This is a genomic window from uncultured Prevotella sp., from assembly GCF_946407605.1.
GTDB lineage: Bacteria > Bacteroidota > Bacteroidia > Bacteroidales > Bacteroidaceae > Prevotella.
Genome location: NZ_CAMJOS010000006.1, coordinates 68,913 through 87,044, shown reverse-complemented (window position 1 = coordinate 87,044; position 18,132 = coordinate 68,913). Strand labels below are relative to the sequence as shown.

The 18,132-nt window shown below is 51.2% G+C and carries 17 protein-coding genes; 6 read left to right on the top strand and 11 right to left on the bottom strand.

Annotated elements, in window-relative coordinates; genetic code table 11:
- Window positions 1-77: 77 nt before the first annotated feature.
- The 6 genes from Q0R57_RS04520 to Q0R57_RS04495 form a co-directional block, all read right to left on the bottom strand.
- Entirely contained in the window at window positions 78-1,136 is a 1,059-nt protein-coding gene (locus tag Q0R57_RS04520; RefSeq protein ID WP_294744216.1) for a hypothetical protein, read from the bottom strand.
- Window positions 1,137-1,205: 69 nt separating this feature from the next.
- Window positions 1,206-2,045 carry a hypothetical protein gene (locus Q0R57_RS04515; RefSeq protein ID WP_294744215.1) on the bottom strand — a complete coding sequence of 280 codons (840 nt, stop codon included), beginning with the start codon at window positions 2,043-2,045 and terminating at the stop codon, window positions 1,206-1,208.
- Between the two features lie 10 nt (window positions 2,046-2,055).
- Window positions 2,056-2,535, bottom strand: a complete 480-nt coding sequence (locus Q0R57_RS04510; RefSeq protein ID WP_294744214.1) for a hypothetical protein — start codon at window positions 2,533-2,535, stop codon at window positions 2,056-2,058.
- 230 nt (window positions 2,536-2,765) lie between these two features.
- The gene (locus Q0R57_RS04505; protein WP_294744213.1) at window positions 2,766-2,867 is read right to left on the bottom strand and encodes a smalltalk protein; all 102 of its coding nucleotides are present in this window, start codon (window positions 2,865-2,867) and stop codon (window positions 2,766-2,768) included.
- A gap of 45 nt (window positions 2,868-2,912) precedes the next feature.
- Window positions 2,913-3,500, bottom strand: a complete 588-nt coding sequence (locus tag Q0R57_RS04500) for a DNA-binding protein (RefSeq protein ID WP_294744212.1) — start codon at window positions 3,498-3,500, stop codon at window positions 2,913-2,915.
- 538 nt (window positions 3,501-4,038) lie between these two features.
- Window positions 4,039-4,329: a TRL domain-containing protein gene (locus Q0R57_RS04495; protein WP_294744211.1), complete on the bottom strand. Its 291-nt coding sequence runs from the start codon at window positions 4,327-4,329 to the stop codon at window positions 4,039-4,041.
- Between the two features lie 38 nt (window positions 4,330-4,367).
- On the opposite strand from Q0R57_RS04495, the gene Q0R57_RS04490 reads away from it, so the two are divergent.
- From Q0R57_RS04490 to Q0R57_RS04480, 3 genes are all read left to right on the top strand, one after another.
- A complete protein-coding gene (locus tag Q0R57_RS04490) occupies window positions 4,368-7,079 on the top strand; it encodes a DNA gyrase/topoisomerase IV subunit A (RefSeq protein WP_294744210.1) in 2,712 nt (903 codons plus the stop codon).
- A 29-nt stretch (window positions 7,080-7,108) separates the two neighbouring features.
- Window positions 7,109-7,876 carry a DUF3316 domain-containing protein gene (locus Q0R57_RS04485; RefSeq protein ID WP_294744209.1) on the top strand — a complete coding sequence of 256 codons (768 nt, stop codon included), beginning with the start codon at window positions 7,109-7,111 and terminating at the stop codon, window positions 7,874-7,876.
- 82 nt (window positions 7,877-7,958) lie between these two features.
- Entirely contained in the window at window positions 7,959-8,990 is a 1,032-nt protein-coding gene (locus Q0R57_RS04480; protein WP_294744208.1) for a S41 family peptidase, read from the top strand.
- Between the two features lie 6 nt (window positions 8,991-8,996).
- Here Q0R57_RS04480 and Q0R57_RS04475 read toward each other — a convergent pair whose 3' ends face one another.
- Genes Q0R57_RS04475 through Q0R57_RS04455 form a run of 5 tightly spaced genes read right to left on the bottom strand, consistent with a single transcriptional unit; the run spans window position 8,997 to window position 14,890 of the window.
- Window positions 8,997-10,247: an ABC transporter permease gene (locus Q0R57_RS04475; RefSeq protein ID WP_294744207.1), complete on the bottom strand. Its 1,251-nt coding sequence runs from the start codon at window positions 10,245-10,247 to the stop codon at window positions 8,997-8,999.
- On the bottom strand, window positions 10,231-11,400 hold the full coding sequence (locus tag Q0R57_RS04470) for an ABC transporter permease (RefSeq protein ID WP_294744206.1): 1,170 nt from the start codon (window positions 11,398-11,400) through the stop codon (window positions 10,231-10,233). Before Q0R57_RS04470 ends, Q0R57_RS04475 begins: the two co-directional genes overlap by 17 nt.
- 51 nt (window positions 11,401-11,451) lie before the next feature.
- The gene (locus tag Q0R57_RS04465; RefSeq protein WP_294744205.1) at window positions 11,452-12,441 is read right to left on the bottom strand and encodes a biotin/lipoyl-binding protein; all 990 of its coding nucleotides are present in this window, start codon (window positions 12,439-12,441) and stop codon (window positions 11,452-11,454) included.
- A gap of 37 nt (window positions 12,442-12,478) precedes the next feature.
- On the bottom strand, window positions 12,479-13,993 hold the full coding sequence (locus Q0R57_RS04460) for a TolC family protein (RefSeq protein ID WP_294744204.1): 1,515 nt from the start codon (window positions 13,991-13,993) through the stop codon (window positions 12,479-12,481).
- 27 nt (window positions 13,994-14,020) lie between these two features.
- A complete protein-coding gene (locus tag Q0R57_RS04455) occupies window positions 14,021-14,890 on the bottom strand; it encodes a hypothetical protein (RefSeq protein ID WP_294744203.1) in 870 nt (289 codons plus the stop codon).
- Window positions 14,891-15,055: 165 nt separating this feature from the next.
- Here Q0R57_RS04455 and Q0R57_RS04450 point away from each other — a divergent pair, with 165 nt between their 5' ends.
- The 3 genes from Q0R57_RS04450 (at window position 15,056) to Q0R57_RS04440 (ending at window position 18,123) form a co-directional block, all read left to right on the top strand.
- Window positions 15,056-15,277 (top strand): DUF4492 domain-containing protein, encoded by a 222-nt coding sequence (locus tag Q0R57_RS04450; RefSeq protein WP_294744202.1) that lies wholly within the window; start codon window positions 15,056-15,058, stop codon window positions 15,275-15,277.
- 81 nt (window positions 15,278-15,358) lie between these two features.
- Window positions 15,359-16,942: a cytochrome ubiquinol oxidase subunit I gene (locus Q0R57_RS04445; RefSeq protein ID WP_294744201.1), complete on the top strand. Its 1,584-nt coding sequence runs from the start codon at window positions 15,359-15,361 to the stop codon at window positions 16,940-16,942.
- The gene (locus Q0R57_RS04440; protein ID WP_294744200.1) at window positions 16,939-18,123 is read left to right on the top strand and encodes a cytochrome d ubiquinol oxidase subunit II; all 1,185 of its coding nucleotides are present in this window, start codon (window positions 16,939-16,941) and stop codon (window positions 18,121-18,123) included. The genes Q0R57_RS04445 and Q0R57_RS04440 overlap by 4 nt, the downstream gene beginning before the upstream one ends.
- Window positions 18,124-18,132 lie beyond the last annotated feature (9 nt).

Below are 18,132 nucleotides of genomic sequence, written 5' to 3'. Positions count from 1 at the left end.
AAAAAACCAAATAAATTCTATAAAAAAAGTGCACCATTTCTGATGCACTTTCTTTAATCTATTTTACTTATTTCACTTTATTCGTATTGGAAATATTTCTCAGGAACTTGTGAAAGGGTACCTGTAAATGTGAATGGCTTGCTGGTAAACGCAACATTTTCCCTGTCACCACTGAACATTTCATAGAAATCGAGCTCGCCCAATGAGATGGTATATTTGTCGCCGCTCTTGGTGATCTTTACAGGAGAATTCTCCGAGAATGCCGTATACTGCTTGCCGTGTTTCTCGCCTTCCATCAACTGCTGCTTGGTAAGAGAAGCCAGCAGAGCCTCAAAGGGCGCATAATCGCCTGCAGGGATGGCCTTGGCGGCTGCCTCGTCAACATCGAACATGATTGTCATGGTCTGCAGGTTGTTGGGGAGCATGCTGGCATCTTGTCTTTCCAAAGCCTCGTAATAAGCGCAGTTAAACAACAGAATGACGTACTCAGTCGCTGAGTCACTTATTTCGTATGCATACCAATAGCCATAGTCGAACTCATAGGTCTCGCCGTCGCCCGTAATAGACGAAGAGCCGCCATTGCCGCCTTCGTTATTGTTGCTAGTTTTCTTCAGCTCGTATGTGCCATAGCCATCCACGGTGATGAAAAAGATAGAATTCGAGATGCTGACAGTAGCTCTGCGCTGATCTTTAGACATGGTGCCGCCGCCTTCCTGTTCGTAAGCCTTGACGTTCTTGTAGCCCTCGTAGAAGTCGTAGATAATGAAGGTGCTTCCCTCTATGCGGTATTTACCAACCAGAGTCTTCTCCTCACGACCACGAATCTCTTCATCGCCCCTGTAGTTGATAGACCACTCTTCAATATTTCCGTTTGCAGTAATATTGTATCTTTTATAATACTCCCACACAGACTCCTGAGAGCGGTTAACCTCAATTCTTTTGCCGCCTTCTGGTGTGAAAGCGATTGCTAACCATTCACCTACAACGTCCTGGGGACTGACTTGCTGTCCGCTGTTGTTTCCGCCGCCGTTGCCGCCATTGTTATTGTTGTCATCGTCATCACCACAGGCTGAGAAGCCTACACACACCAATGCCATCATCATGATGGTCATCATACTCAAGAAATACTTTTTCATGTCGTTAATTGTTTTGTTTGTTAGTATACAATATAATTTTTGTTCATAAAAATAAACTGTGTCTGAGAGTTATTTCATCTTGATATAGACGCTGTTACTCTCAACAATCTGACCATTCTTGTATTCCAGCGACTGGCCGTTGCTCAGCTGAATGGTAGAGCCCTTCATCACATAGCGATACTCTTCCTGGGCATACAAGAAAGCAAAGTAATAGACCGTAGCTCTGCCTTTGGTGTCTTTGCCTATCACCGTGCAGTTGTACATCTTAGTGGGGTCTTTGCCTGCCATGCCCATTTCCACCCATTCAATTTGGGATCCGTCCACGACATGCCATCCCTTGATATGAGTCTCGTCTAGATTGTCAACATAGCCCATGTCGAGATAGCTTTGGGCAGATTTTCTAAAGGCCTCAGGGAAGTAATAGCCGAACATGGCGGCAGTACCTGCCGTGGTGGGCGTATCATCACCGTCGTCTGAAGCATCAGCATTGCCTCCGCCACCAGTCCAACCCACGGGCTTGTTGTTCTTGAAAGTCACCTTCAACGTCTCTTGGAAGTCGTTGTTGCCCTTATACTCAATGGTCATCACGTTGCCGCTGATGGTAAACGGACAGTCTTTCTCGCCGTAGTCCCAGCGATAGTGGCCGTCGGCATCGTCGCCGTTGCCAGAAATCTGTACAGTGGCGAAATACTCGGTCTTGAACGAGAGTGAGTACTTCTTCGTCTCTACATTTTCACCGCCAGCATAGGTCTCCGACTTATACCAGCTCGAGCCTACCAGCGCCTTCACGTTGATGCCGCCGCTGCCGCCACCATCATCATCATCGCCGTCGTCACCGCAGGCCGTCAGTCCTACACTCAGCACCACAGCCGTGAGCAAGGCCGACATCATCATAAATATCTTTTTCATAGTCGTCATCCTAAAGTCTGACATACCGCTTCAGTTTCACTTCTTTGCGAGAACCTTCAATTTCTTCTTCTGTCAGTTCAAACTGGTTACCAGAAATAACGATGGCTCCCCATAATTCCCATCCTTTATCATGATCCAGCTCTACGTAATACAGATTTCCGTTCTCAACCTTGTACTTAAGCTCATCGTCATCTGCCTCATAGCTGCCATCCTCGTTAAAGTCAAGCTCTACAAATTTGCCGTTGTCAAAGAACTGGAAACCATCACCCCATTGGTATGTTTTCTCCTGTGGTTCGCCAACTTGAACCCACTGGCCAGCATCGTTTTTCTGATAGGTGGTTGTTCTCTTGTAGACGCGTTTCCAAACACCAACGAGGCCGCTATTACCGTCGCTGCCGCCGTCATTATCGTCATCACCACAGGCTGAGAAGCCTACACACACCAATGCCATCATCATGACGGACATCATACTCAAGAAATACTTTTTCATGTCTTAATTGTTTTATTTGTTAGTATACAATAAATTTTGTTCACAAAAGTAAAGCATTTCTCTGCATTCGCCATATAAATTAATGTTTGTTAAATGTTTGCGTAAAAATTTAACCCTTTTTAAACCGCAATTCCAGTTGTGTACATTATTTGAACTATTATGCTAAGGACTACAGCAAATAAAGAGGAGGGGATAGCTTGTGCTACCTCCTCCTCTTTTCTTTTTACCTTTTACATGCATCCCATGCAAGAGGTCGTTCCCAGCGCCGTCAGCGCTGCAGTCAGAATCGACACGATAATCTGAATAACGGTTTTCCAAGTTTCTTTCTTCATAGCATTAAATAATTAAGTTTCACCTTTCAAGTTTCAACTTTCACCTTAGTTGTAGCCGTCTCCGTTGTCACCACCACCGGTGTTGTCACCATTCGTGGGATTCGAGGGATTCGTGTTCGAGTTGGTGCCGCCATTCTCCGTAGATCCGTTGTTTCCGTTCTCCGTGGTTCCATTCTCGTTCTCGTTGTCCTCAATCTCGCCGCTGTCGCCAGAGGTTACGCGCTTCAGCACGTTGCCGTTCTCGTCCAGGCAGGTGATTTGGATGGCGGTGTTCTTCAGCTCGTCCTTCACGTCCACGCTGGGGGTGAACACGATGCGGCGGGTACTGATCAGACTGGTCTTTACATCGTCCAGACCCTCGACAGCCTTCGAGCGGACTCCGAAGCGCATGTGGCCCAGACCAGGCAGGGGTACGCTGTGACCCTCGGTAGCCCACGTGCGGATGACCTCGCCGGCTGCGTCCCAAGCCGCCTTGATAACTCCTGCGCTGATGCCGCTATGGGTGGCGGCCTCTGCGAAGACCTTCTTCTCAGTGAGCGACGTGTAGAGCTCGGGGCGCATCACGAACTTCTTCACTCCAGGATTCTTGCCGATTTTAAGCACTCGGCGCTGTGCAATAATACGAATTGCCATAGTTTAGTTTGTGTGTTTTTTAAGGGTTAAACATTTAGTTTAGTTCTCGTGTTTTTGCTCGGATTAATCCTCGCAATTTTTTGTCTTAATAGTAGCAACTGCAGCGCTTAATTTTTGACAATGCAAAGGTACAAAATTTTCATTGCGTTTCCAAATCCGACGCGCCCTGTAGTGTGAAAATCTGTTAACAGAAAACGTGATTCTGTGACATGTGATTTTGTGACATTAAGCACCTTCCATAAATCATCAGCAAGAATCGCTTACTACTATACTATAAATTATATAATATTATAATATTATATAATTCTTATAACATCCCTTGACTTTGTGAAACCTCCTTAATGTCACAAAGTCAAAAGTCACAAAGTATAAAAAAGAAGTAAATATCTCGGAAATAATAGATACAGATTTTGACAATTGGCTGAGGGCGCTAAGCTTTAAAATATCGATGAAATGGGCGATTTTTGTTGTTTTACAAGATCGCAGCCACACCCCGAGAGGCATGGCTGCGACCAATTATAAGAGCAATTATAGGTTCTTACTTGCCGTAAACACGAGTGGTGTGCTTGATGACCAGACCCAGGAAGATGCTCTTGTCGATGTATTCCACCTGAGAAACCTTCGTGATGCCACCGTTCTCGGCAGCCTTCTTGATGTTGTTCTGCTCACCCTGCGAGCTCCACATGCCCAGAATGTAAGTAGATTGAGCCTCACCCACCTTAGGACCTACGGGACCCTTCTCGGCGATAGCGGCACCACTGTTGATTGTTGCGCAGCTGCAAAATAAAAAAGTTCGAAAATAGTGAAATATTTTTGGTATTTTGCGCATTTTTTTGTACTTTTGCAGTCAAACTGAAAACCAAAGATATGGACGACGAGATAAAAGACGAACTGATAGAGGAAAGTGCTGAACAGATAGAGGAGAGCTCGAAAGAGGGACACTCGGACTACCAGCCAGTGAACAGGTTTGACGCCTCGGTGGTGCACCACCTGAGCGGCATGTACCAGAACTGGTTCCTGGACTATGCCTCGTATGTGATTCTGGAACGTGCCGTGCCGCATATAGAAGACGGCTTCAAACCCGTGCAGCGACGCATTCTGCACTCAATGAAACGCATGGACGACGGCAGGTATAACAAGGTGGCCAACATCGTGGGACACACCATGCAGTTTCACCCTCACGGCGATGCCAGTATAGGCGACGCCCTGGTGCAGTTGGGACAGAAGGACCTGCTGATAGACACACAGGGAAACTGGGGTAACATTCTGACAGGCGACCGCGCCGCAGCACCACGATATATAGAGGCGCGACTGAGCAAGTTTGCGCTGGACACCGTGTTCAACCCCAAGACCACAGAATGGCAGCTGAGCTACGACGGACGTAACAAGGAGCCCATCACGCTGCCAGTGAAGTTCCCGCTGCTGTTGGCACAGGGTGCCGAGGGTATTGCCGTGGGCCTGAGCTCGAAGATTCTGCCTCATAACTTCTGTGAGCTGTGCGACGCTGCCATCAGCTATCTGCACGGCGAGGAATTCAACCTGTATCCTGACTTCCAGACGGGCGGCAGCATCGACGTGTCGAAATATAACGACGGACAGCGCGGCGGCGTGCTGAAGGTGCGCGCGAAGATTGAGAAGCTGGACCAGAAGACGCTGGTGATTCGCGAGCTGCCGTACTCGAAGACGGTGACATCGCTGATAGAGAGCATCACCAAGGCCATTGAGAAGGGAAAGATCAAGGCCAGAAATGTCACAGACCTGACATCGGCAGAGGTGGAGATACAGGTGCATCTGGCACCTGGCGTGAGTAGCGACAAGACACTCGACGCCCTCTATGCCTTCACGGACTGTGAGATCAACATCTCGCCCAACTGCTGCGTCATCAAGGACAACAAACCGCAGTTCCTCACCGTGAGCGACGTGCTGAAGCACTCGGCTGACCGCACCAAAGACCTGATACGTCAGGAGCTGGAGATTCGCAAGGGCGAGCTGCTGGAGCAGTATCACTTCTGTTCGCTGGAGAAAATCTTCATCGAGGAGCGCATCTATAAAGACAAGAAGTTTGAACAGGCACCAAACCTCGATGCCGTGTGCGAGCATATCGATGAGCGTCTGACGCCATATTATCCCACACTGGTGCGTGAGGTGACGAAGGACGACATACTGAAGCTGCTGGAAATCAAGATGCAGCGCATACTGAAGTTCAACAAGGAGAAGGCCGACGAGCTGATGGCGCGCATACAGGCCGAGATCGACGCGATAGACCGTGACCTGGCCAACCTGGTGGAGGTGACGGCAGCGTGGTTCCAGTTCCTGAAGGACAAGTACGGCAAGGACCATCCGCGACTGACGGAGATACGCAACTTCGACACCATCGAGGCCACGAAGGTGGTGGAGGCAAACCAGAAGCTGTACATCAACCGCAGCGAGGGCTTTATCGGCACGGGACTGAAGAAGGACGAGTTTGTGTGCAACTGCTCGGACATCGACGACATCATCATCTTCTACAAAGACGGAAAATTCAAGGTGGTGCGCGTAGCAGAGAAGCTCTTTGTGGGTAAGAACATCATCTGGCTGGGCGTGTTTAAGAAGAACGACAAACGCACCATCTATAACATGGTGTATCGCGACGGCAAGGCAGGCACCTGTTATATCAAGCGCTTTAACGTGACGGGTATCACGCGCGACAGAGAGGTGGACCTGACGATGGGCACACCGGGCACGCGCATACTTTACTTCACAGCCAACCCCAACGGAGAGGCAGAGGTAATCAAGGTGACGCTCGACGCCTCGGTGCTGAACGACCACCCACGCATGAACCTGTTCCTGGAGCGCTCGTTTGCATCGATAGACATCAAGGGACGTACGTCAAAAGGTAATATCCTGACAAAGTTCCCTGTACATCGCATCACGCTGAAGAGTCAGGGACACTCCACGCTGGGAGGCCGCAAGGTGTGGTTCGACCCAGACGTGAACCGACTGAACTACGACGAGCACGGACGACTGCTGGGCGAGTTCTTCGACGATGACCAGATACTGGTGGTGCTGAAGAACGGTGACTTCTACTTGACCAACTTCGACCTGAACAACCACTACGAAGAGAATATCCTGCGCATAGAGAAGTTCCAGCCCGACAAGGTGTGGACCTGCGTGCTGTTCGATGCTGACAACCAGGGCTATCCCTACATGAAACGATTCCTGATGGAGGGCACCAAGCGCAAGCAGAACTACGTGGGCGAGAACCCGCAATCGCAGCAGGTGCTGCTGAGCGATGTGGTATATCCGCTGATACGCGTGACCTACGGCGGCGCCGACGAATATCGCGGCAGCGAGGATATCGATGCAGAGCAGTTCATAGCCGTGAAAGGCTTCAAGGCCAAGGGCAAGCGCATCAGCACGTGGCAGATAGAGAGCATCGAGGAACTGGAGCCTGTGCGTTTCCCTGAAGAGTCTGAGGAAGCTGAGGACGCAGAAAGCACGGAGGAGCCAGAAGACCTGGACCCCGATGCAGGCAAGAGTCAGCAGCAGATCATCGACGAGATGACAGGACAACTAAGACTGTTTGACGATGAGGCGTGAAACGGTTAATGGTGAAGGGTTAAGGGATAATGGTGAAGGGTTATTGGTTAACGGTTATCGGCCTTCTGATCAGCGTCAGCACGCTGGCTCAGAAGAGCTACCAGTTGGGCATAGGCCCCACACAGATACTGGACACCTACCTCTCACAAGAGAAATTCAAAGGCACAGGATTGACCTTTCTCGCCACTAGCGAGTATGGCAAAACTCCAAACCTCAAAACTAAAAACTTAAATTGGTCGTGGGTGTGGCAGCACCAGCTGAACCTTTCGAAATGTGACGACAGGGCTGAGAAAGGCACAGAGCTGGAGGGCGGCTATAACCTCTACGTAGGACGCTATCATGCCTGGCAACTGATGGACGGCAACCTGAAGCTGCAGGCGGGCGCTATGTGCGATCTGGGGCTGGGGTTTATCTATAACACTCGCAACGGCAACAACCCTGCGCAGGCTCGCGTAGGGCTGCAGCTGCGGCCATCAGGCATCGCCACCTATCAGCTGAAGCAGTTCTCGCTGCGCTATGAGCTGGACCTGCCGCTATGCGGACTGGTGTTCAGTCCTAACTACGGACAGTCGTACTACGAGATTTTCTCGTTAGGCAACTACGACCATAATATCGTGCCAACCACCTTCGTCTCGCAACCCTCGTTTCGCCAGCAGATCACGGCAGCATGGCATTTCTCGTCATCTACAGCCCTCACGTTGGGCTATCTGGGCGACTACCAGCAGTTGCAGGTGAACAACCTGAAACAGCACGTCTATTCTCACCGATTCCTTGTGGGAATCGTGGTGGAAAGGTGAAAGTTGAAAGGTGAAAGTTGAAAGGTGAAAGTTGAAAGGTGAAAGTTGAAAGGTGAAAGTTGAAAGAATGATGGAAACTCGTATGATAGACAAGATAATTGGGTGGGTAAAAAGTTTTTTACCTCTTTACCTCTTTACCTTTTTACTTTTATCAAGTTGCGTGGATGAGGAGCAGTATGACGATACGCCCATGGGCAACTTCGAGGCGCTGTGGAAGATTATGGACGAGCACTACTGTTTCTTTGAGTATAAACACGAGGCCTATGGACTGGACTGGCAGCAGGTATATAATAAATATAAGGTACGCGTGAACAACCAGATGACCAACAAACAGTTGTTTGAGGTGCTGAGCGACATGCTGGGCGAGCTGCGCGACGGACACGTGAACCTGATGGCTGCTCACGACCTGGGGCGATATTGGTCGTGGTACGAGGACTATCCCACCAACTTCAGCGACACCCTGCTGCGACGCTATATGGGTACAGACTACCAGATTGCCTCTGGACTGGACTATAAGATTCTGGACGACAACATCGGCTATATTCGCTACGAGAGCTTCAACAACGCCATTGGCGAGGGGAATATAGACGAGGTGATGAAATACATGCTGCTGTGTAGGGGCGTGATTATCGATATACGCAACAACAGCGGGGGCACGTTGACCAACGCTGAGAAGCTGGCGGCACGCTTCTGTCAGGAGAAGACGCTGGTGGGCTACTACCAGCATAAGACGGGACCAGGACACCAGGACTTCTCTGGTCGTGAGGCTCGCTATCTGGAACCATCGTCAAACCTCAGATGGAACAAAAAGGCAGTGTTGCTGACCAATCGTCAGGTATATAGTGCTGCCAACGAGTTTGCCGTATATATGAAGACGCTGCCCAACGTGATACTGGTGGGCGACCATACGGGTGGAGGCGCGGGCATGCCCTTCAACAGCAGTCTGCCCAACGGCTGGAGCGTACGCTTCTCTGCTGTGCCGATGTACGACGCACAGGGCAACTCAACAGAGTTTGGCATAGAACCTGACTACAACGTACAACAGACTGATGAGGACTTCGCCAAAGGCTACGACACCATCATCGAGTTTGCACGCCGTTTGTTGGTTCAGTAAGAAGTATTATTTGCTTTTTTTCCTAGCTTTTTTTCTTTCCTTCATCTCGCGGATGCGCCAGAAGGCATCTTGGCGCGTCAGGTAGATCTGATAGCCATAGACCACGCATGCCAGCCAGAAATACAGGAAGGTGTGGAGCCACAAAACGGTAATCTCTGTTGATACATCGCTTAACGTAGCACCCATAGAGTTGAGACGCACGTAGGCCTTCACGCCAAAGGTGGAGGGGAACACCCACGACACGCCCTGCCAGATGCCAGGAATATTGCTCTGAGGCCAGCTGACACCCGTCATAAACAGCAGGGGTACTGACACAAAGACCATCAACAGCATCACATTCTCACGATATCTCACCATGCACGACACCACCATACCAAAGAAGATGCAGGCCAGCGTATAGGGCAGCATCAGCAGAAGAAGTGGCTGCCATGTGGCAAGCTGGGGGAAGTGGAACATACGAGGCACCACCACTACGAGCCATGTGCCCATGAGGGCGTAGATCATGAAATAACATAGCGACTTGCCGAAGATGATACGAAACACGTTCTGATAGGGACGGCTGATAGGAATAAGCTGTTTATAGTGGTTGCGCTCGCGAGCCGTACCTGCCGACATACCAATGCCCAGCACCAGCGTCTGTTGCAGTATCAGCATAAGCACGCCAGGCAGCACAAACGAGCCATAGCCGCCCTGAGGGTTGAAGATGGCCACATCGGCATAGTCCAACGGACGGGCCGCAATCACCTCCTCGCGCTTGGTAAAGTGCTGGCCTAACTTGGTCTGAATATCTGCTCCCATCTGCATCGATACCAGCATGGCCGTCTGGTAGATAGCCTTATAGGTGAGCATCAGACTCATGTCGCAATACACGCCAATGGTGGCCTGCTCCATGCGATTGACCTTTGTCTCGAAGTCGCTGGGGATGAGATAGAAGCCCTTGACCAGCTGGCGACTCACCAGCGACTTGGCCTCGTCAAGGTCCTGCGCATAGTAGGCCACATGCACGTCAGGCGAGGCGTCGCACATCCTCAGAAACTGTCGTGAGAGCGCCGTGTGTGAGTCGTCGACTACTGCCACAGGCACCTCGTGGACTGTCTCATTGTTATAGATCCAGGAATAGAGTAGGGGATAGAGCAGCGGCACGATGATAAAGAAGATGAGCACGCCCTCGTCCTTGACCACATTTTTCATCTCTTCACGCCAGATGAAAAAGGTATCGTCTATTCGTCGTCTGAAACTATTACGGTATGTAGACATAATTCAACATTGCATTCTTGATTTTTCCAATCACCAGCCAAGGCAGCAGCATGAAGCCTGCCATCGCTGCGAAATGGAACCACGCCTCGAGCAAGGGATAGCCGTTGAACACGGTAATCTGGTACAGCATGTAATAATGGCGCAGGGGGAACAGCCACGACAGCAACTGTAAGGCACCATCCATGCCCATGACTGGGAAGGCGGAACCCACCATAGAGAACGACAGCACAGCCCACAGCGAGCACACACTCATAGACATGCGCAGCGAAGGCATCAGACCAAAGGCGAAGATGCCAAAGCCCTGGGCCGACAGCACCTGCATAAGTCCCAGCAGGATAAGCATCCAGGGACTGCCCTCGTGGGGGAAGTGCAGCACATAGAAGACGTAGAACTCGTAACTATAGACCAGCGCCAGCCAGATAAGGGTCTGAGGCAGGAACTTTCCAATGATGGCCACCACGCCGCGATTGTTGGCACGTGCCATCCATTCCTTCGATGTGTTGAATTTCAACTCCGTACCCAGCGAATAGGCCGAGATGAGGAAGATGAACAACATCATCATACCTGGCACCAGCATGGTGGAGAGATAAGCGTTGTAGTTGGTCCAGGGGTTCGCTATCTGGTGCAGATCCAAACGGATGGGCTGCAGAAACGCCTGTATCTGAGCGTCAGTAAAGCCCTTGGCACGCATGGTGGCCTGTCCCACAGAGGCAGAGCCCAGCGTGGAGATGGTCTTCAGGTCGCGCATCAGCAGGGCACCTGAGGCAAGGGTGGTATAGGAATAATAAAATGAGATCTTGGGTTGACGGCTGGCCAGCAGCTGGTCGGTGGTGCCCTTGGGAATCAGCATGAAAGCATAGATATGATTTTCCTGAATAGCACGGCGAGCCTCGTTGACGCTGGGATAATGGGCCACCACCCTCGACATCTGGAAGGCGTCGAGACGCTGTATCAGCGAGCGCGACGTTGACGTGTTGTCAAGGTCCACCACACCTATAGGCATCTCTGTAGGCAGTCCGTCGTCCATCAACGTGGTGAAGAACACCATCGTCATCAACGGGAAGATCACCATACAGCACAGATAGATGTAGTGGCGACTGATGGTCTGCATCTCGTGCAGCGCAGTATCAAATATAAGTCTCAGCGTCTTCAACTCTCAACCTTAACTACGTTGACTTTCAACTTTCAACTCTCAACTCTCAAATCACTTGATAATCAACGACATGCCAGGACGCAAGCCCTCGATAGCCTCTGTGGGACGGGCCTTCACCTCGAAGGTCTTCAGGTCGTACTGACCGTTGGCCTTCGTGGCCTTCCACACAGCATATGAGCCCTGGTCCTTCATGTGATACACCTTCATGGTAATCTCTTTGTTGAAGGCTGGGATGAAAGCCGTGAACTCTGTGCCTACCTGCAAGCCGTTGAGCTGGTCCTCGCGCACATTGAAGGTGCCCCACATATCGTTCATCATCGAGATGGTCATGATAGGACTGCCAGTACCTACGAGCTCACCCACCTTGGGATAGATGCTGCTCACCTCGCCGTCCATCTGGGCTATCTGCACAGTCTCGCCGATATAGGCGTTGACCTCCTGCACAGCACCCTTGGCACGCTCCAGCTGAGCTTGGGCGGCACGCTTCTCCTCAGAGCGGGCACCGTTGACAGCCATATCATATTGACTCTGGGCGGCTTTCACCTGAGCCTCAGAGGCCTTAAACATAGCATAGGCCTCGTCGCGCTTCTGGGCACTCATCACACCCTCGTCGAAGAGGCGCTGCACACGGTTGTACGATTTCTCTGCAATCTCCAGTCCGGCCTTGGCCTGCTGCAACAGCTGGAAGGCGCTCTGCACCATCTCCTTGCGTGCACCGTTCTTGGCCATATCGTCCAAGGCGGCAGCACCATCCTGTACGCCCTGTGCCTGCTTCATCTTGGCTTTCACCTCAGGGGCGTCGATAATAGCGAGCGTGTCGCCAGCATGAACGAAGTCGCCCTCGCTGACCCTAATCTCCAGGATACGTCCAGGCACCTTACTCGAAACTCTGTATTCAGAAACCTCAACCTGTCCCTGAATAAGCTCTGGATCGCGACCCAGGGTGAAAAAACCGATGAGGGCCACGATGATAACCACTGCTGCAAAACCTATGATGGCATACAGAATGTTATGATGCTGTTTTTTTGCTTGATTACTCATATCTGATAATGCTTTATTCTTAATGCTTGATTCCTAATTAATAGAGTGTACCCAGCGACTTCTGCAGGTCAACATGTGTGAGCTTCACGTCAATCTGGGCATCGATGAGCTGTGACTGTGCCTGCAGCCAGGCCGTCTGGGCCTCCATCACCACCGTGGGGGCGATGACACCTTCCTTGAAGCCGAGGTTGGCAGTACGCAGGTTCTCCTCAGCCTTCTTGATGCCTGTCTGTGCGAGCATCAGGCGCTTGTTGGCCTCATCGACCTTCAGGCTGTTTTGGTTCACCTGCAGCTCAATCTTCTCACGAATCTCCTGCAACTCGAGGTTGGCAATGGCGGTGACACCCTTCGAGGCACGTACCTTATAGGCTACATCGCCCCAGTTCCAAAGGGGCACACGAACCAGCACGCCCACATTCCAGAAGCCGCCGAACTTCTTTTCGAAGCCGTCCAGCATATTGGGGTTGCTCACCACATAACCACCTGTCAAGGCTACCATAGGCAGGTTGCCTGCCTTCAGCACGTTGGTAGCTTGCTTGCTGATATCAACGGTGTTTTCGAGCATCTTCAGCTCAGGACGGTTCTCAATGGCTGACGACACTCTGGTGCTGATGGGGCTGACAGGGGTCTCAGAGCCTGTGAGTCCTAAGTCCTCGCTGTCCTCATCGGCCAGGGTGATGGCTTCGTCCATAGGCAGTCCCACCATCTGACAGAGCAGCATCTTCGACAGCTCCAAGCCGTCGTTCACCTTCTGCAGCGTCATCTCGGCCTCGTTAACCTTCACGCTGACGCTGAGGCCGTCGCTCTTGGTGGCAACACCTTCCTCAATCATCTTCTGCACGTCGCTATCGAACTTCTTGATGAGGTCCAGATAGCTCTGTGCCAGACGCTGCTTATGCTTCAGCGACACCACCTGCCAGTAGGTCTGGTCAGTACTGTAGAGGATAGCCTGGCGCTGTGCGTCGCTCGAGTTTTTCGTCATCTGCTCGTTCAGGTCAGCAATGCGGTTCAGAGCCGTGATGCTACCCCCCAGGAACACGGGCTGGGTCACCATGATGGTACCTGCAAAGATGTTTCGAGTGTCAGTACGCAGGGCGTCCACAATCTTCTGACCACCATTGTTCAGCAGGTCAGTAGCTGTGCCAAGACCTTGTGCCAGCTGTGGCATCTGCTGTGCAAGAGCATCCAACGGATAGCCCATCTGCGCTGCCATCGTACCCACCTTCGTCATGGCGTTAGTGCCTAGGTTCGAGAGTGCACCCTTCTGTTCGTTGTTCAGGATTGACACCTCTTCGCTGGTGTACTGATAAGTGCCGATGGCACTGATGTGAGGCAGGTACTTGGTGCGTGCCGACTTTCTCAGGTTGGCAGCCACCTCCTGCTTCAGCTGGTTGACGCCCATCTGCTTGTTGTTTCGCAAGGCCATAGCTCTACAGCTGTCCAGGCTCAACATCTGCTGGGCTCCAGCGGATAAAGGCAAAAAGGTCAAAAGGTAAAAAGGCAATAACCTTTTCACCCCGCTTTTCACCCTATTCAGTCCTTTCATATTCATTATCTTTTTCTTAGTAGTTTTACCTTTTTATTCAAAGTTAAAGGTCTTGGTTCCAATCATGTTGCCCTCGTCAAAGATGCTGACGCGATACTGTCCTGCCTCCAGGTATTCGCCCACAGTCCAGAAGGTCTGAACGCTAACCTCCTCGCCAGCATACTCCACCACTTTCTTCATGGAGTACTCCAGTTGACGGTTCTCATAGGCAAAGGTGCCTGCTGTCAGCGTCTGACCTGCAGGGGTCTGGATGCGTACATACAGCGTGCGATTGCCATTCTCGGCAGTCACGTTGCGAGCGATGGTGAAGTTCACCTGAATAGTCTTGGCATCCTTGATTTTCTTAGCTGCCTTCTGACGTTTGTTCAGCAGCGTCATGCTGATGCCTGTGGCGTCGAGCTGGGCGGCGATGGCCACCTTCTCTGTTAGGTTCTGACGCTCCTGCTTCAGACCCTCGTTGGCACGGTTCGACTGTTCCAGTTCCCTGTTCACACGATCGTTCTCAGCTATGAGGTTCTGATTCACCTGGTTCAGCGAGTCCACCTGACGGATATACGAACGCAGCACCTCGCGAACAGTGGCCAGCTCTTTCTTCAGACGGGTAATCTCGCGAGCGTCGTTGGCCTTCACCTGCTTCAGCTCCTGCAGCAACTGCTGGGTGCGCATCTGCTCCTGTGTCAGCTGTGCAATAATCGAGTCGTTGTTAATCTGCGTCATCATCTCGCTATACTGCAGCGACAGACGCTCGTAGTCGTTCTCCATTTCCTGCTTGTCCAACTCGGCCAGCTCCTGCATCTCTATTCGCTCCTGCTCCAGCTGTCTGTTGTCCATCAGCAAATATACCACCAGTGCGGCCAGTCCAATCATTAAGATTGCAGATGCTGCTATCAGTGCTTTCTTCATTTTTTAATAATTCCTATTTTCAATTATAATTAGTGTAGCTTTCTCATGAAACGCCTGCAAAGATACGGGTTTTCTTCGAAACAGCCAAAAAAAACTCTCACAAATTTGGATGTTTTATTTTATTTCACTATCTTTGCCCTTTGAAAACATTTTTCGTTACGGCCTATGGAGAAAATCGGGTTCTGGCATCGCGCCTTTGACCTTTATTATGACGGTTTCCGCAGCATGACGCTGGGGAAAGTGCTATGGGCCGTGATTATCATCAAACTCATTATTATCTTCGCCGTTCTCAAACTCTTCTTCTTTCCTGACTATATTGGTCAGCACGCCACTGACGGCGCTGAGTCTGACTTCGTGGCCTCGGAGCTTATAGAGCGAAGCCCATAGGCCCGTCCCATACCCCCATAAGGCCTATAAGACCCATAGGTCCCCCACAAGATCCCCAAATATTTAAAAACCTAAAATAATATGACAAACCTACTCTTAAACATCGATGCCGGTACCATTGACTGGTCGAGGGCGCAGTTTGCACTCACGGCTATCTACCACTGGCTCTTCGTGCCGCTGACGCTCGGCTTGGCGGTCATCATGGGTATTGCCGAGACTTTTTATTACAAAAAACGTACGGCCTTCTGGAAGAAGACGGCACAGTTCTGGCAGCGTCTCTTTGGCGTGAACTTCGCCATGGGTGTGGCCACAGGTATCATCCTCGAGTTCGAGTTTGGCACCAACTGGAGCAACTACTCGTGGTTCGTGGGTGACATCTTTGGTGCACCGCTGGCTGTAGAGGGCATCGTGGCGTTCTTCATGGAGTCGACCTTCGTCGCTGTGATGTTCTTTGGTTGGAAGAAGGTGTCGGCTGGTTTCCATCTGGCCTCCACATGGCTCACGGGTCTGGGAGCTACCATCTCAGCATGGTGGATTCTCGTGGCCAACGCATGGATGCAGTATCCTGTGGGCTGTGAGTTCAACCCTGACACCATGCGCAACGAGATGACCTCGTTCCTTGATGTGGCCCTCTCACCCTTCGCCATCGATAAGTTCTGTCATACGGTTATCTCCTCATGGATTATCGGTGCCATCTTCGTGTGTGCTGTCTGTGGCTGGTATCTGCTGAAGAAACGCGAGACCGAGCTGGCCATCGAGAGTCTGAAAATTGCTGCTGTGGTGGGCTTCGTGGCCGCCATGGGTGCTGGTGCTACAGGTCATAAGAGTGGACAGACAGTGGCTCAGGTGCAGCCTATGAAGTTGGCAGCTATGGAGGCGCTCTACGATGGTGGTAATGAGATGGGACTGAAGATTGTAGAGGGTGTGGAGGTGCCCTACGGCCTGTCGATGATGGCTACTAACACTCTCGACGGGTTCGTGCCTGGCATCAACGACCTGCTCAACGGCTATCAGAAAGCTGACGGCACGTGGGAACTCTCTGTCAATGAGAAGATTGCACGTGGACGCTTGGCCATACAGGCCCTTGCCGATTATCGCAAGGCGAAGGTCGAAGGTGCTGACGAGTCAATCCTCAATACTCATTTGTCAATTCTCAATACAAACATGCCTTATTTCGGCTATGGCTACGTGAAGGATGCCAACGACGTGGTGCCCTCGGTGTTTATCAATTTTTGGGCCTTCCGTGTGATGGTGGGCTTAGGGTGCCTGTTCATCGCGTTCTTTGGACTGCTGATCCTGCTGGTGTTCAGAGTGCCGTTGTTGTCAGTCATCATACGTCGTCTGCTGTCTGCCTTAGGTCTGTTAGACGAACGCAACTCCGATGGCTGGCAGATGGCCGACAGCGTGCCGAGTTGGCTCTGCTGGGCTTCTATCCTGCTGTTGCCCCTGGCCTATATCTGTTCTGAGAGCGGATGGCTGGTGGCTGAGTTCGGTCGTCAACCCTGGACTATTCAGGATATGCTGCCCACATGGGCTGCCGTCAGCGACTTGCAGTCGTCGAGCGTCATGATTACGTTCATCCTCTTCCTTATCCTCTTCACCACCATGTTGGCTGTCGAGATTAACATCCTGCTCAAACAAATCAAGAAAGGACCATCATTATGACATACGAATTCTTGCAACATTACTGGTGCTTCATCGTGTCACTATTGGGAGCACTTCTCGTCTTCCTGCTCTTCGTACAGGGAGCTAACTCCATGATTTTCGCGTTGGGAAAGACTCCACAGGAGCGACGCCTGCTGATAAACAGCACAGGTCGCAAGTGGGAGTTCACGTTCACTACGCTGGTCACCTTTGGTGGTGCCTTCTTTGCCTCGTTCCCACTGTTCTATTCCACCAGCTTTGGCGGCGCCTACTGGTTGTGGATGCTCATCCTCTTCTCGTTTGTGTTGCAGGCAGTGAGTTATGAGTTCCAGAATAAGCTGGGCAACTTCTTGGGGCCCAAGACCTTCCAATGTTTCCTCGTGTTCAACGGCATCATGGGTCCTTTGCTCCTTGGAGGCGCTGTGGCCACCTTCTTCGAGGGTTCTAATTTCATCGTTGAGAAGGGCAACCTCATTGATGTTGATTCAATGGTGAATGGTCAATGGTCAACGGTGGTTATAAGTCATTGGGCCAACGCCTCTCACGGCCTCGATGCCCTGCTCAATCCCTGGGTGCTCATCATGGGCTTGGCTGTGTTATATCTCTCGCGTGTGCTGGGCATTCTCTACATCAAAAACAATATTGCCGATGATGTCATACGCCGTCGCGCTAATTACCAGTTGGTGGCTTCGGCCGTTATCTTCGTTGTGCTCTTCGTGGCCTATGTCATCCATCTCATGGTGAAGGACGGCTATGCATATGATGACAGCGGACAGATTATGATGGAGCCCTATAAGTACCTCAATAATGCCCTCGACATGTGGTATCTCACCGTCGTACTTCTTATAGGCGTCGTACTCGTGCTCTACGGCATCATCAAAGAGGTTTATCCCGTTACCCTCCACCCGTCGCCATTAACCAGTAATGGCATCTGGTATGCTGGCATCGGCACCGTACTCACTGTGTTGCCTCTGCTGCTTCTCTCGGCGTGGAACCATACGGCCTATTATCCCTCTACTGCCGACCTGCAGTCATCACTGACACTCGAGAACTCATGCAGCAGTTATTTCACCCTCAACACCATGTTCTGGGTCTCGCTCCTCGTACCTTTCGTCCTGGCTTATATCGTCTATGCCTGGCGTAAGATAGACAGTAAGAAGATAGATCGAGCGGAGATAGCCAATGATGATCATGCTTACTAAAAATAACAC